Origin of the sequence: Micromonospora endophytica, from assembly GCF_003236305.1 — a bacterium.
Classification (GTDB): domain Bacteria; phylum Actinomycetota; class Actinomycetes; order Mycobacteriales; family Micromonosporaceae; genus Micromonospora; species Micromonospora endophytica.
In genome coordinates this window covers 1-13,824 of the sequence record NZ_POTX01000171.1, presented here as the reverse complement: position 1 = coordinate 13,824, position 13,824 = coordinate 1, and the positions used below count along the sequence as shown (strand labels likewise).

12 protein-coding genes are annotated in these 13,824 nt (G+C 72.6%); 7 read left to right on the top strand and 5 right to left on the bottom strand.

The annotated features are described in order from the left end of the window. Window positions 1-409 (bottom strand): PLP-dependent transferase (locus tag C1I93_RS21550; RefSeq protein ID WP_146603548.1); only part of this gene is annotated, 409 nt, incomplete at its 3' end. Between the two features lie 103 nt (window positions 410-512). Between C1I93_RS21550 and C1I93_RS21545 the strand changes: the two genes are divergently transcribed. Then, window positions 513-992, top strand: coding sequence for an Lrp/AsnC family transcriptional regulator (locus C1I93_RS21545; RefSeq protein WP_111245107.1), 480 nt, complete (start codon window positions 513-515; stop codon window positions 990-992). Between the two features lie 56 nt (window positions 993-1,048). Continuing rightward, window positions 1,049-2,080 carry an LLM class flavin-dependent oxidoreductase gene (locus C1I93_RS21540; RefSeq protein ID WP_181445270.1) on the top strand — a complete coding sequence of 344 codons (1,032 nt, stop codon included), beginning with the start codon at window positions 1,049-1,051 and terminating at the stop codon, window positions 2,078-2,080. A gap of 260 nt (window positions 2,081-2,340) precedes the next feature. Here C1I93_RS21540 and C1I93_RS21535 read toward each other — a convergent pair whose 3' ends face one another. After that, window positions 2,341-3,954 (bottom strand): rhamnogalacturonan lyase, encoded by a 1,614-nt coding sequence (locus C1I93_RS21535; protein ID WP_438819586.1) that lies wholly within the window; start codon window positions 3,952-3,954, stop codon window positions 2,341-2,343. On the opposite strand from C1I93_RS21535, the gene C1I93_RS21530 reads away from it, so the two are divergent. The 4 genes from C1I93_RS21530 (at window position 3,926) to rocD (ending at window position 7,929) form a co-directional block, all read left to right on the top strand. Continuing rightward, window positions 3,926-4,579 (top strand): SDR family NAD(P)-dependent oxidoreductase, encoded by a 654-nt coding sequence (locus tag C1I93_RS21530; RefSeq protein ID WP_258378318.1) that lies wholly within the window; start codon window positions 3,926-3,928, stop codon window positions 4,577-4,579. The two genes, C1I93_RS21535 and C1I93_RS21530, sit on opposite strands and share 29 nt — an antisense overlap. A 150-nt stretch (window positions 4,580-4,729) precedes the next feature. Continuing rightward, window positions 4,730-5,533, top strand: a complete 804-nt coding sequence (locus C1I93_RS32655; protein WP_223256437.1) for a DMT family transporter — start codon at window positions 4,730-4,732, stop codon at window positions 5,531-5,533. Window positions 5,534-5,902: 369 nt separating this feature from the next. Beyond that, window positions 5,903-6,718 (top strand): dimethylargininase, encoded by an 816-nt coding sequence (ddaH, locus tag C1I93_RS21520; protein WP_181445269.1) that lies wholly within the window; start codon window positions 5,903-5,905, stop codon window positions 6,716-6,718. After that, window positions 6,715-7,929, top strand: a complete 1,215-nt coding sequence (gene rocD, locus C1I93_RS21515; protein WP_181445268.1) for an ornithine--oxo-acid transaminase — start codon at window positions 6,715-6,717, stop codon at window positions 7,927-7,929. The genes ddaH and rocD overlap by 4 nt, the downstream gene beginning before the upstream one ends. A 68-nt stretch (window positions 7,930-7,997) precedes the next feature. Here rocD and C1I93_RS21510 read toward each other — a convergent pair whose 3' ends face one another. Next, on the bottom strand, window positions 7,998-9,146 hold the full coding sequence (locus tag C1I93_RS21510) for an FHA domain-containing protein (RefSeq protein ID WP_111245104.1): 1,149 nt from the start codon (window positions 9,144-9,146) through the stop codon (window positions 7,998-8,000). Then, window positions 9,146-9,436 (bottom strand): 4a-hydroxytetrahydrobiopterin dehydratase, encoded by a 291-nt coding sequence (locus tag C1I93_RS21505; RefSeq protein WP_111245103.1) that lies wholly within the window; start codon window positions 9,434-9,436, stop codon window positions 9,146-9,148. The genes C1I93_RS21510 and C1I93_RS21505 overlap by 1 nt, the downstream gene beginning before the upstream one ends. Window positions 9,437-9,598: 162 nt before the next feature. On the opposite strand from C1I93_RS21505, the gene C1I93_RS21500 reads away from it, so the two are divergent. After that, window positions 9,599-10,366, top strand: coding sequence for a hypothetical protein (locus C1I93_RS21500; RefSeq protein ID WP_111245102.1), 768 nt, complete (start codon window positions 9,599-9,601; stop codon window positions 10,364-10,366). 60 nt (window positions 10,367-10,426) lie between these two features. On the opposite strand, the gene C1I93_RS21495 is transcribed toward C1I93_RS21500, so the two are convergent. After that, window positions 10,427-13,729, bottom strand: coding sequence for an SCO7613 C-terminal domain-containing membrane protein (locus tag C1I93_RS21495; RefSeq protein WP_181445267.1), 3,303 nt, complete (start codon window positions 13,727-13,729; stop codon window positions 10,427-10,429). Between the last annotated feature and the right edge of the window lie 95 nt (window positions 13,730-13,824).

Sequence of the window (13,824 nt, the reverse complement as noted above, 5' to 3'; positions counted from 1 at the left end):
GGGCCCAGGTGACCTCGGTGCCGAGCAGGCCGGTGGCGAGGACGTGGTCGGTGCCGCCGTAGAGGGGTCGGACGGCGACCAGGTGTCGTTTGCCGGTGCGGGTGGCGGCGAGCAGGACGGCGGTGAGGGCGGCCATGCCGCTGGCGAAGGCGACTGCTTCGGTGGTGTGTTCGAGTTCGGCGAGGGCGGTTTCGAAGCGGGCCACCGTGGGGTTCCACAGTCGTTGGTAGACGGCGCTGGCGCTGTCGGCGTGGGTGCCGCCGGTGGCGAGGGTCTCGTACGCGTCGCCGCCGGCCTGGACCGACGGCAGCGGGTTGGTGGTCGACAGGTCGATCGGCGGCACGTGGACGCCGAGGGCCGCGAGGTCGTCGCGTCCGGCGTGCACGGCTCGGGTGTCCACGGTCACCATGCCGGACAGGATCGAACAACCGGCTCACCTCGGGCAATACTTTCGAAGATTATTCGTGGAATACGCCTTCCCTACCGAGGCTTGTGCGATGAAGGATGTCCGCATGCCCCTCGCATCGAACGATGTACGGCCGTTTGCCGCCCTCGACGACACCGACCGCGCGATCCTGGCCCAGCTCTCCGCCGATGGGCGGCTGCCGAACAACGCTCTCGCCGAGCGGGTGGGGGTGGCGCCGTCGACATGTCTGGCGCGTACCCGGGCGTTGCGGGAGAGCGGCGCGATCCGCGGGTTCCACGCGGAGGTGGATCCGGCGGCGGTGGGTCTGCCGTTGCAGGCGCTGGTGTCGGTACGGCTGACCGAGCACGCCCGGGGGGCGGTGGACGCGTTCCGGGCCCGTTCGGTGCGGTTGCCCGGGGTGGTGTCGGTCTTCCACGTGGCCGGTGCGGAGGACTACGTGCTGCATGTGCGGGCCGCCTCGGCCGAGGCGCTGCGGGATTTCGTCCTGGACCATCTGGCCGTGGATCCGGCGGTGCAGCACACCCAGACCAGTCTGATCTTCGAGCAGGCGCGCGGAATGGGTTGATCACACAGGTGCCCGGCGGGGGAACAAATCCGGCATCGGGCGGGTTGGCCACCCGTGTGATCGACGTACCGCTCTCTGTCTTGGATCTTGCCCCCGTCGCGGCCGGCGCTGATGCCGGTGAGGCGTTGCGGCACACCACCGAGTTGGCCCGGCGCACCGACGAGTTGGGCTACCACCGGTTCTGGGTGGCCGAGCACCACAACATGCCGGCCATCGCGTCGTCGGCACCGGCGGTGCTGATCGCGCATCTGGCGGCGCGGACCGACCGGATCCGGCTCGGCTCGGGTGGGGTGATGTTGCCCAATCACGCGCCGCTCGTGGTGGCCGAGCAGTTCGGCACGCTGGAGGCGCTGCACCCGGGCCGCATCGACCTGGGCATCGGCCGCGCACCGGGTACGGATCGGGTGACCGCGTTGGCCTTGCGCCGGACCATGGAAGGCTTGTCGGCCGAGGGTTTTCCCCGGGAGCTGACCGATCTGATGGACTACTTCGCCGACGAGGCGACCGGGCCGATCAGGGCGACCCCGGGGCGCGGTCAACGGCCGGCGGTGTGGTTGCTGGGTTCCAGCGGGTTCAGCGCCCAGTTGGCCGGGGCGTTGGGGTTGCCGTTCTCGTTCGCGCACCATTTCAGTGGCGAGAACACGCTGCCCGCGCTGGCGCTGTACCGGCAGAGTTTCCGCCCGTCGCGGTGGCTGCGGCAGCCGTACGCGATGGTGGCGGTGAACGCGGTCTGCGCGGAGACCGACGAGCGGGCCGAGTGGCTGGCCGGGCCGGCCGGGTTGTCGTTCCTGCGGCTGCGGGCCGGGCGGCCGGAGCCGCTCGCCACGCCGGATGAGGCGGCGGCGTATCCGTACACGGATCTGGAGCGGGAGTTCGTGGCGCAGCGCCGTGCCGGTCAGGCGACGGGTTCGCCGGAGACGGTCCGCCGGCAGTTGGGTGAGTTGCTGGCGCGCACCGGTGCGGACGAGTTGATGCTGACCACGATGGTGTACGACGTCGCGGACCGGGTGCGGTCGTTCGAGCTGATCGCCGAGGAGGTCGCCGGGGGGTTGCGGGGCCGGGCCGCCGGACTGGGCACATTGGGCTGAGGGCGAGCCGTCGGCGGCACCGAAGCGGAGATGGTGTCCCAGGTCACAGCGTTTCCGGGGGGTTGAAACATGAGCTTCACGACAGCGTCACCCTCGCGACGCGGAGACTGCCTAATGTTGGTTCCGGTGGTGGTACGGCACTCCCCGGTCGGGACGGGTCGGGGGTGCCGCGGTGTGGGGCACCGGGCTGCGATCGAGCGGATTCCGCGATCGCAGCCCGGTGCCTGTTCCGTTTTTTCTACCGCCTTCTCATGGGCGCGTCAACGCAGGTAGATGCGGGGCGCGGGTGGGGTGGCCATGCCGTCGCCGAGGAAGAAGCTCGGGTGTGGCGGCTGGTTGTAGGCGGTGTTCTGCCAGGCGATGGCGACCCGGTACTGCAGGTCGTGCATCAGGGTGTGGATCCGGGTGCTGGTCGGCGTCGGGGTGCTGTAGATCCGTAGGGCTCGGCTGTCGGTGGTGCGCCAGACGACTTCTTCCCGCCAGTCGCCGAGCAGGTCGCCGGAGAGGTTCGGGGTCGACTTGGTGCCGTTGTTCGACGCGACGTCGCTGGCGGTGAGCAGGCGGGTGTCGCCGCCGGTGCCGTACTTGTCGATCCGGGTGCCGTCGAGCAGTTCGCGGACCGGGTCGCCGTCCCACCAGGCGAGGAAGTTGGTCGAGGAGGGTTTGCGGCCGATGTTCTGGCCCCGGATGTTGGCCAGTCCGCTCACCGCCGACGACCAGGATTCGGCGCCGGGGCTGCCGGCCCAGATGTCGGCGGAGACACCCCTGCCGTTGTCGCCGCCGGCCGCGGTGGACCAGAGGATCTGGCCGGTGCGGGCGTCGGCGAACCAGGAGCTGGGCCTGCTGGATTCCTCGCTGACCTTGAAGTACTCCAGTCCGGGGCGGGACGGGTCGAGGTCGCCGACGTGTCCGGCGTCGCCGTGGCCGAGGCCGGTGGACCAGAGCAGCCGCCCGTTGTCGTCGATGGTGGCCGCACCGTAGACGATCTCCTGTCGACCGTCGCCGTCCACATCGGCTATGGAGAGGCTGTGGTTGCCCTGGCCGGCGGCGGCGCTGTTGCCGGAGGCGTTGGAGTCGAAGGTCCACCGCTTGGTGAGGGTGCCGTTGCGGAAGTCCCAGGCGGCGATGACCGCGCGGGTGTAGTAGCCCCGAGCCATGATCAGCGATGGGCGCTGCCCGTCCAGGTACGCCGTGCCGGCGAGGAACCTGTCGACCCGGTTGCCGTACGAGTCGCCCCAGGAGGAGACGGTGCCGCGCGGCGGGTCGTAGTTGACGGTGGAGAGGACGGCACCGGTGCGGCCGTCGAACATGGTCAGGTACTCCGGTCCGGCGAGGACGTACCCGCTGGAGTTGCGGTGGTCGGCGCTGGCGTTGCCGATCACCTGGCCGGTGCCGGAGCGGCTGCCGTCGGCGGTCTTCATGGCCACCTCGGCGCGGCCGTCGCCGTCGTAGTCGTACACCTGGAACTGGGTGTAGTGGGCGCCGGCCCGGATGTTGCGGCCGAGGTCGATGCGCCACAGCCGGGTGCCGGTGAGGGTGTACGCGTCGACGTAGACGTTGCCGGTGTAGCCGGACTGCGAGTTGTCCTTGGAGTTGGACGGGTCCCACTTGAGCACGAACTCGTACCGGCCGTCGCCGTCGAGGTCGCCGACGCTGGCGTCGTTAGCGGAGTAGGTGTACGCCTCGCCGCTGGGCGTGGTGCCGCCGGGCGGGATCTGCAACGGTACGTCCAGGTAGCCGGAGCCGAATTGCAGCGCCGGCGCCGAGGCGGCCTGTTCGGCCCCGCCCACCACGGCCCGCACCGTGTACGCCGCACCCGCCGGGGCGCCGCTGTCGAGGTAGTTGGTGGCACCGGTGATCGGGCTGGCGTTCACCCGCCGGTTGCTGGCGGACGGGTGGCGGGTGGCCGGGCTGTCCCGCCGGGACAGCGGCATCAACGTCCCGACGTACGTCCATCACACCGTCGATGTGACCGCGCCGGAGTATCCCGAGGTGCTGAGCAAGGCGATCGACGAGCTGGGGCGGGTGGACCTCTGCGTGTACGCGGCCGGGATCGGCGAGCCGATCGACCTGGCTGACCTGGACGCGCAGGCACACACCTTCGAGGTGAACCTGATGGGCGCGGTGCGGACCGTGGCCACTGTCGTACCGAGGATGGTGGCCGCCGGTGACGGGCATCTCATCGGCCTGTCCAGCCTCGCCGACCGGCTGGTCTCGGCCGAGGCACCCGGGTACGCCGGGTCGAAGGCGGGGCTGTCGTCGTACCTCCTGGGGTTGTCCTCGGCGCTGCGCGGACAGGGGGTGAGCGTGACCACGGTCCGGTTCGGGTTCGTGGACACCAAGATGGCGAAGGCTCCGGTGCGCCCGCTGATGCTCCCGGTGGACCGGGCGGTGGAGATCCTGGCCCGGTGCGTACGCACCCGCCCGGCCCTGATTTCCCGTCCCCGTCGTCTGGCCCTGCTCACCACCCTCGCCGCTCCCTTCACCCGCCCCCGCTGACCGAACAGACCCGGCTACGCCCGATCCCGGCATCGATCGGTCGGTCCGGTGTCGGGGGGTTCGCGGCTGGGTAACTCCGGTGGTATTGACGCGTGAGTAGTGCGATCACGGGGCTCGCGGCGCACTCACGCACGACCAGGAGGTGACACCATGAGATTTCCTTCGTTGTCCCGCCGCGAGGAGCCCACGCCGACGCCATCGACAGTCGATGACGAGACCGACCGGCGGGGGGCGGTAGCCACCGACACCCGCACCACGCAACGGCCTACCGGACGGGTGGACGGCCGCGAGCGCTCCGGCACCGACCGGACCGCCGAGCAGCCCGCCGTCGAGCGGGACGCCGCAGCCCGGGCAGCTACCGCCCGGTCCAGCGTCAACGGCTCCCGGCGGGCTCGCGCCGCCGCCCCAGCCGCTTCCGCCGCCCCAGCCGCCCCGGCCGCTCCCGCCGACGCACCGGACCGGGATCGCACCCTCGATCTCGACCGGTCGGCGGACCGGGCCCGTACCGCCGATCGCGGCACCACCGTCGACAGGGCCCGCACCGTGGACGCGAACACGGTCGACCGGGATCCGACTGTGGAGCGGGACCGGGTGCCCGCGACGGACGCTCCAGCGGCGCCGGTCGGCCCCCGGCCCCGGACCAGCCTGCTGGCCACCCTCGGCCTGATCGTCGGGCTCGCCGGTCTCGGCTTCGTGCTCACCGGCACGCTCGCCGGGTACGGCATCGCCCTGGGCGCGGTCGGCGCGGTGCTCGCCGTGCTCGGACTGATCGCCACCAGGCGACGGCACGTCGCCGGCAAGGCGGATGCGCTGTTCGGGATCGCCTTCGGGTTGGGTGCGGTGGTCCTGGGTGTGCTGGCGATGACCGGTCAGTACGTCTGGCCGACCACCGACGGCGACCTGGTGGCCCGCTTCCGCGAGTGGCTTGATTCACAGTTTGTCGATCGATTCTAGGGGGCACATTTCGCCTCGCCGGTGGTTCACCGGCGCCCGGCCGGCGAGTTACCGGCCGTAGCCCGACCAGTTCTGGTGGTTCACCAGCCGGGCGCACACCTTCGTCAGGGGCGGCGCTTCGCCGCCCCTGACGCGTGTCCGGCCCCGATGCGAGGTCGAGCGGCTGGCGGCTGGCGGCTGGCGGCTGGCGGCTGGCGGCTGCGCAACGAAGCGCCGACAAATGCCGCACAAACGCAACGATCAGCTGCTCTCTGCAATGGTCGACGGTGGATCCTGTGGGTGGACGCCGCATAACGTTGAGCCAACGGCGCCAGCCCGTGTGCCGACGGTGGCCGGGCGCGCGGAGACCCTGGGAGCAGGACAATGACGATGGACGCCACCCGCCAGCGCTTCCTGATGTGCCGGCCGACGTACTTCGCCGTCGACTACGCGATCAACCCGTGGATGGACCCGAACGCCCCGGTCGACACCGACCTCGCCATCCGCCAGTGGGAGCGGCTGCGCCAGGTGTACCGGGACCTCGGCCACACCGTCGAGGAGATCACTCCGCTGCCGGGCCTGCCCGACATGGTCTTCGCCGCCAACGGCGGCACCGTGATCGACGGCAAGGCGATGGCGGTGCAGTTCCGCGACCCGCAGCGCGCCGACGAGGCACCCGCGTACCGCGCCTGGTTCGAGGGCGCCGGCTTCGAGCTGTACGACCCGAAGCACGTCAACGAGGGCGAGGGCGACGTCCTGCTGGCCGGTGACCACCTGCTCGCCGGCACCGGCTTCCGGACCGCGCACGCCGCACACGCTCAGTTGCAGGAGGTCTTCGGCTACCCGGTGATCACCATGCAGTTGGTCGACCCGCGCTTCTACCACCTGGACACCGCGCTCACCGTGCTGGACGAGCGGACCGTGGCGTACCTGCCGGAGGCGTTCAGCCCCGGCAGCCAGGCCGTGCTGCGCCGGCTCTTCCCGGACGCGGTGCACGCCACCATGGCCGACGCCGAGGTGCTCGGCCTCAACGCGGTGAGCGACGGCCGGCACGTGGTGCTGCCCGCGCAGGCCACCGACCTGGCCGCGAAGCTGCGCGACCGGGGCTACCAGACCATCGGCGTCGACCTGTCCGAGCTACGCAAGGCCGGCGGTGGACCGAAGTGCTGCACGTTGCGACTCCGTCAGGGAAAGGCGAGCAAGTGATCGAGGACATGCTGCGGACTCCGGCCGCGGTGCAGGACGCGGAGCGCCACACCGCACACAACTACCACCCGCTGCCGGTGGTGATCTCCTCCGCCGAGGGCGCCTGGCTCACCGACGTGGACGGCCGGCGCTATCTGGACTGCCTGGCCGGCTACTCGGCACTGAACTTCGGTCACCGCCACCCCACGCTGATCGCCGCCGCGCACGCCCAGCTCGACCGGCTGACGCTCACCAGCCGGGCGTTCATCCACGACCAGTTCGCCGACTTCTGCCGTGAGCTGGCGGCGCTCTGCGGCAAGGAGCTGGTGCTGCCGATGAACACCGGCGCCGAGGCGGTGGAGACCGGCATCAAGGTCGCCCGCAAGTGGGGCTACCAGGTCAAGGGCGTGCCGGACGGTGCGGCCAACATCGTGGTCGCGGAGGGCAACTTCCACGGACGTACGACCACGATCGTCAGCTTCTCCACCGATGACGACGCCCGGGCCGACTTCGGGCCGTACACCCCGGGGTTCCGGGTGGTCCCCTACGGCGACCTGACCGCGCTGTCCGAGGCGGTCGACGAGCACACGGTCGCGGTGCTGCTGGAGCCGATCCAGGGCGAGCAGGGCGTGGTGGTGCCGCCGGAGGGTTACCTGCCTGGCGTACGCCGCCTCTGCACCGAGCGCAACGTGCTCTTCATCGCCGACGAGATCCAGTCCGGGCTGGGACGCACCGGTGCCACCTTCGCCTGCGAGCAGGCGGGCGTGGTGCCGGACATGTACCTGCTGGGCAAGGCGCTCGGCGGCGGCATCGTGCCGGTTTCCGCGGTGGCCGCCGACGCCGACGTGCTGGGCGTGCTCAAGCCGGGCCAGCACGGCTCCACCTTCGGCGGCAACCCGCTCGCCTGCGCGGTGGCCACCGAGGTGGTCCGGTTGCTGGCCACCGGCGAGTTCCAACGCCGTTCGGCCGAGCTGGGCGAGCGGCTGCACACCGGTCTGCGCGCGCTGATCGGCAAGGGTCTGGTCGCGGTACGCGGCCGTGGGCTCTGGGCCGGCCTGGACATCGACCCAGCGCTGATGAGCGGCCGGGAGGCATGCGAGCGGCTGATGGCGCGCGGCGTGCTGGCCAAGGACACCCACGGGTCGACCATCCGGCTCGCCCCGCCGCTGGTGATCACCGCCGACGAGATCGACCACGCGCTGACTCAGCTCGCCGCAGTGCTGGCGAGCTGAGCGGGCTTACCGCGTACGCGGGCGCCGGGATACTGGTCCCGGCGCCCGCTCACGGTCTGGCACGGGCCTCAGCGCGGCAGTCGCATCGCCATGGTCGGCGCCTCGGACATCACCGAGTCGGGGTTGTACGGCGCGCCGGCCGGCAGGTCGTCCGGACGTCCGATCTGGACGCCGGGGTAGAGCTCCACCATGTCGCCGGGGCCGAGGACCCGGGACTGCTGCGGCGACAGTGGGATCCGGTCCGCCTCCGCCATCGAGCCGGCCGGCCGGACGCCGGAGCCGTTGGTGCTCACGTCGATGGCGACGATGTCGCTGCCATGCAACTCCAACCGGAGGTGGTTGCGGCTGATCCACCGGCGCGCCTCGTCGTTGAGCCACTGGCCGAGCGTGATACCGCCGGAGCCGTCAGGTGCCCGACCGACCGTGATCGGCTGCTCCTCGGTGAGCACGAAACGGCGCCGGATCAGGCCGCCGACGCGTACCGCGAGGACCTCGCTGCGTGGCCGGGGGCCGGCGTCACGCAGTCGGGTGCCGTGTCGCGGGCACGTCGGTACGCCGTTGCGCAGCGACGGCGGTGCCTGGCCGGTCGGCTTACGGCCCACCGCAGCGAGGTCGGCGAAGGCGCCCCCGCCGCCCTTGCCGCCGAACAGGTTGCAGCCCGACTCCGGGCAACGCCACTCCCGGGCGAGCAGCTTGGCGGCGGCCGGTGACGGCGGCCCGGCCAGCGGCGTGTGCCCGCCACCGACGTGCGCGATGAAGACCGGTCCACCCGCGCCGGGCACCGGTGCGAGCACCCGGCCGGGCTGCTCGACCAGCCACGGAAACCGGCCGCGCAGGCCGTCGAAGCGGACCCGGCTCAGCACCGGCAGGCCGAGCAGGTCGGCCACCTCCAGCATCCGGTCACCCGGATTGTCCAGCACCTCGACCAGGCCGTCGTCGGCCCAGCGCCGCACCACCATCCGCTCGTTGGAGGTCAGGTCGGCGTCGGAGAGCATCCCCCGGTGCACCACCGCGTAGACCGGGACGGTGTCCTCCTCCAGGCTGCGCGCCAGCGCGTCGATGACCATGCCGAGACGCAACGTGCTGGCCGGACGTCCACCGTCGAGGTCCTGGTACCTGATGATTTCGGCCAGGTCGATCACCGCCCGGACCAGCTGCGGGTCGGTGCAGACCCGACCCTCGATGGCGTCCAGCACCTTACTGATCTCGAACCTCATCAGGCGTCCCTCACGATCTCGTCGATCCGCCGAGCCAACTCGATGTCGCGACGGGTGACACCGCCGGCCGAATGCGTCACGCAGCGGAAGGTCACCGTGCGCCACCGGATGTCCATGTCAGGGTGGTGGTCCAGTTCCTCGGCCGTCGCGGCGACCCGGTCGACCACCCCGATGGCGTCCGGAAAACTGGCCAGCTCCACCGTGCGGGTGATCCCTGCGGGGTCTCCCGACCAGTCCGCCAGCCCACCCAGCTCGTCTCGCACCGCCTCGGCGGTGAGCACCTCTGCCATGGCCAGACCTTACCGGTGCGGCACCCAGCCACTGCTGCCCGGCAACGCCGGGGGCCCGGTTTATGGGCAGCGTGGGTCGAACCGGACGGCTAGGCTGACCGCCGGCCCACCCCCGGTCGCGGGGGCTTCCCACTGCCGGGCCGCTCACGAGGAGACGATCCGATGTATCCCAAACGGCTGGCGACCACGGGGGTCGCACTCGCCGCCGCGTTCGGTCTCGCCCTGACCGGCTGTGCCCCGACCACCAGCGGGGACACGACGACCGGTGTCCCTCCGTCCAGCAGCGCCCCGGCCGATCCGCAGGCCGAGTTGACGGCCGCGTTCGAACAGCTCAACAAGCAGAGTGCCCGAGTCAAGGTCACCTCCCCGTTGATCAACGGCTCCGGCGTGCTGGACCCGGTGGCCAAAACCTCCGACATGACCATGGACATGGGCGCCATGGGCAAGATTCAGATGATCAGCACGGGTGACGATGTCTACCTCAAGATGACGGGCACGCTGGCCGCCGGCTCCTCCGGGGACAAGTGGCTGCACATGGACATGTCCAAGGTCAGCGACGACAGCCAGTTCAAGATCTTGGCGGATGGTGATCCGGGCAACGTCCGCAAGATGCTCAAGAGCATCGTCACGGTCGAGCGCACCGGTCCGGGCGCGTACGCCGGCACGCTTGACTACAGCAAGGCCGGTGACGAGACCGCTGACGTGGTGAAGACGTTCGGTGACGGAGCCAAGTCGGTCCCGTTCACCGCCGCCGTGGACTCGGAGGGCCGGCTGACCGAGCTGGTCATCGACATGACGGTGCTCGCCGAGAGTCTCGGGGAGATGCGCTCGACCTACTCCGACTTCGGCCTGTCGGTGACCGCGACCGCTCCCCCGGCCAAGCAGGTCGAGAAGGCTCCGATGGACCTGCTGGAGGCATTCGGCGGCTGACGCCACCGGTGGCTCGGGTGGTACGGACGCCCCGTGGCCGTCCGTACCACCCGAGCCGGATCAGGTCATCCGGGTGATCGCGGCACGCAGCCGCAGCAGGTCACGGCGGCGCCGCTCATAGCTGGCCGCCAGGCCGATCAGCGCCAGCCCGGCAACGCCGAGATAGATCCACCGAGGCAGCAGATCCCAGCCGCGCAGCACCTCGTGCAGGGCCAGCAGGGCCAACGTCCCGCCGCCCAGCACCACCGGTGCCTGCCAGCGCCGGACCGCGCCGAACAGCGTCACCGCGAGGGCCGCCGCGCCGAGCAGCAGCCGCCGCCAGGGCTGCGGGTCGGTGCCGACCAACACGACGGCCAGGCTGGGCAGCAGCACGGCGGCCAGGCCGGGAGCGAGCGCCAACCAACTGGTCAGACCCGGCCGGGTCCGCAGCGCCACCACGCCCGCGACGATCGCCACAGACGCCAACGGCACGGTGTACGCCTCCACCACCGCCACCCCGCCGGCCACCAGCAGGAGCCAGGTGGCGAAGAGTTCGCTTCCCCCGGCCACGGCGGCGAAGGCCCACCGTCGCCCGGCCGGCTCACCACGACGCAGCAGTCGTACCCCGACCGCTGCACCCCAGAGCACGCAGACCGTCGCGGCGTGTCCCGCCGAACCCACGGTGAGCAGCAGCGCGAGCAGCGCCACCGCCTGCGCGGCGGCGTCCAGCACCGAGGCGGGCGGCGACGCCGGCCCCCCGACGGAGCGGGCCCCGCCGGGTTCCCCCGCGAGGTGCCCGGGTACGCCGGCGTTCGCGAGGTGCCCGCGTCTGGGCGCGGCGTCGGCGGTGTGCCTGTGCCCGGCCACCGCGGCGAGGGCGAGGGCGACGACCGCCACACCGAGCACCGCGAAGGCGGCCATCCGCAACGGCAGCCCGCCGGCCAGCGGTGCGGTGACCGCGAACGCCGTCGCCGTGATGACCGTGGCCAGCCAGCCGGCCAGGCGTACGGACGGGTGCCGCGCGGCCGTCGCGGTGGTGGCTGCGGCCACCACCAGCAGGCCCAGCCCGACGAGCGTGCCCGCCCGGGTGGCCTGGAGATTGAGCAGCCCGACCGCCGTCAGCACCAGCCCGACCGGCACACCGCAGGCGCGCAACGGCTGGGGCACCGTCGACAGTGCGGCGGTCAGCAGCAGGCCCAACCCGGCGAGGAGTGCCGTGGCCGGCACCACCGGCCAGGGCGCGGCTGCGGCGACCAGCAGCACCTGCCCGGCGGCCGCCGTGAAGGGCAACGCCATCGCCGCCATCCGCCAGCCGCCGATGTTAAGAGGGGGCCCTTCCTCTACCGGAGGCGTTAGCAGGGGGCCCCTCCTTGCACTCAAGCCGGCGGCGAGGGCGAGTAGGGCGAGAGCGAGTCCTGCGGGTAGCGCGCCCGGCAGGGTTGCGGTGTCCGGAACGCCGGACCAGGGCGCGGGCGGCGGACCGTACGGGGTCACCAGCGCCCGCACGGTCACCGGGACCGCCGCCAGCACCGCCACGGCGGCCAGCGCGTAGCCGGCCAGCGGCAACGGGTCAGCCCCGCGTACCCGGAACCCGGCGACGGCGATCAGCAGCGCCGCCACCGCCGCGTAGAGCGCGACCGGTTCGTCGGCCGGCACGGCGACCGGCGCGAGGCCGGTCAGGACGGCGCTCACCGCCAGACCGGTGTGGGCGTACGGCCGCAGGTCGTCCCGGTCGGCGCGGAACAGCACCCGTACGAGCACCGGCAGCGCCACGGCGGCCAGCGCCGCCCGGGACTGCCACCAGGGTGACGTCCCCGCACCGATCGCCGCGACCGCCGCACCGGCCGGCACCACGAGCACCGCTGCGAGCAGCCCGTACCCGGCTACCCTCCGCTGCACCGGCCCGCCGCGTCGACCGAGGGCAGCCACACCGAGGCCGGCGGCCAGGATCACCGCGCAGGCGGCACCGGCTCCGGCCGGGCCGGCCAGGCCGACAAGCAGCCCGTGCCCGAGCAGCACGGCACCGGCCAGCGCCGACGTCGTCGCGGTCGCGTCCCGGACCAGCGGGCGAGCCACCGCGGTGGCCAGCAGCAGCGCACCTACCGACAGGTCGATGGCGACCACTACCGGCCACGGCGACGTCCAGGTCGCCGGTGCGGCCAGCGCGGTGACGGCGACGCCGGCCGCCACGATCGCCGGCCGGGCGGCTCGCGGCAGCAGCCAGCCCACGGCGAGCGAGGTCAGGGCCGCCGCGACCGGCAGCTGCCAGCCCCAGGCGAGATCGGGCCCGTCCGTGGCCCCCCGCCACGGCGGAACCGACCGCCCCACGGCGACACCGGCCAGCGCCACGGTGGTCAGCGCCGTCAGTGCCGTGGCGCCGCCGGCCACCAGCAGCGCACCGATCCGGGGGCCGGGTCGCCAGCCGGCCGGAAGCAGCCGTACGGCACCGGCCAGCGCCACCACCACAAGTGCCGTCGCCAGCAGCGACACCGACGGGCGCAGCTCCACCGCCGGACGCAGCAGCGCGCCGGCCAGCACCGGCACCAGGGCACCGGCCGCCACCGCCCGCGCCGTCGCGCCACCCAGCAGCAACGCCGCACCGAGCACGGCGGAGGCCACCAGCAGCATCGGCACCCCGGCCAGCAGCGGTACGCCGCCGGCCCGGCCGACCAGCAGCGGCACCAGCGCGCAGCCGGCGGCGAGCAGCAACGCACCGGCGAACCCGAGGCCGGCCGCCACCTGCCCGCCGACAAGTGTCGTGGGGAACGTCGCGGCCCCCTCGCCCGCGACGTTCCCCGGGCGGCGCCGCAGCGCGACGATCACCGCCAGGTCGACGAGCGCCACCGCGACGAGGACCACGGCCCAGCCGGCCGGCTCGGGACGTGCTTCGGCGGCGAGCAGCGGCAGCACCGGTTGCCCGCCGAGCAGCGCGGCGAACCACGGCACCGTCAGCCGGCTGATCCGGGCGTATGCCACGGCGACGGCAGTGCTGACCGCCGCGACGAGCGCCGCGTACCGGCTGCCCGGCCATCCGGTCACTCCGAACAGGTCCACCGTCCAGGCGGCGTAGCCGTCCAGCACCACCAGCAGCAGACCGACGGCGGCGAGCGTCTCGGCGGTGCCGCGCAGCCCGCGCCGACGGGCGAGGAGCGGCACCGCGAGCAGCAGCACGGTGAACGCCAGCAGGATCAGCGCGCGGCCGGCCAGCCCGACCGATGCCCAGGCCACCGCGGTGAAGACCGTCGCCGCCGTACCCAGCAGCAATCCCCCCAGGACGAAGAGCAGCCCCTGCACGGTGCGGGTCGAGGTCTCCGCCCCGCCCGGTCCTTCCGCCGCCGGCACGGGCGTCCAGCCGCCGGTGGGCGGGGCAGCGACGGGTGGCACCGCGATCGGTGCAACGGCGATGCTGGATCGGCCGACGCCGGGCGCGCCTGCCGACGGGGGCGGCACGGACACGACGGCGGGCCGGGGTGCGGGGG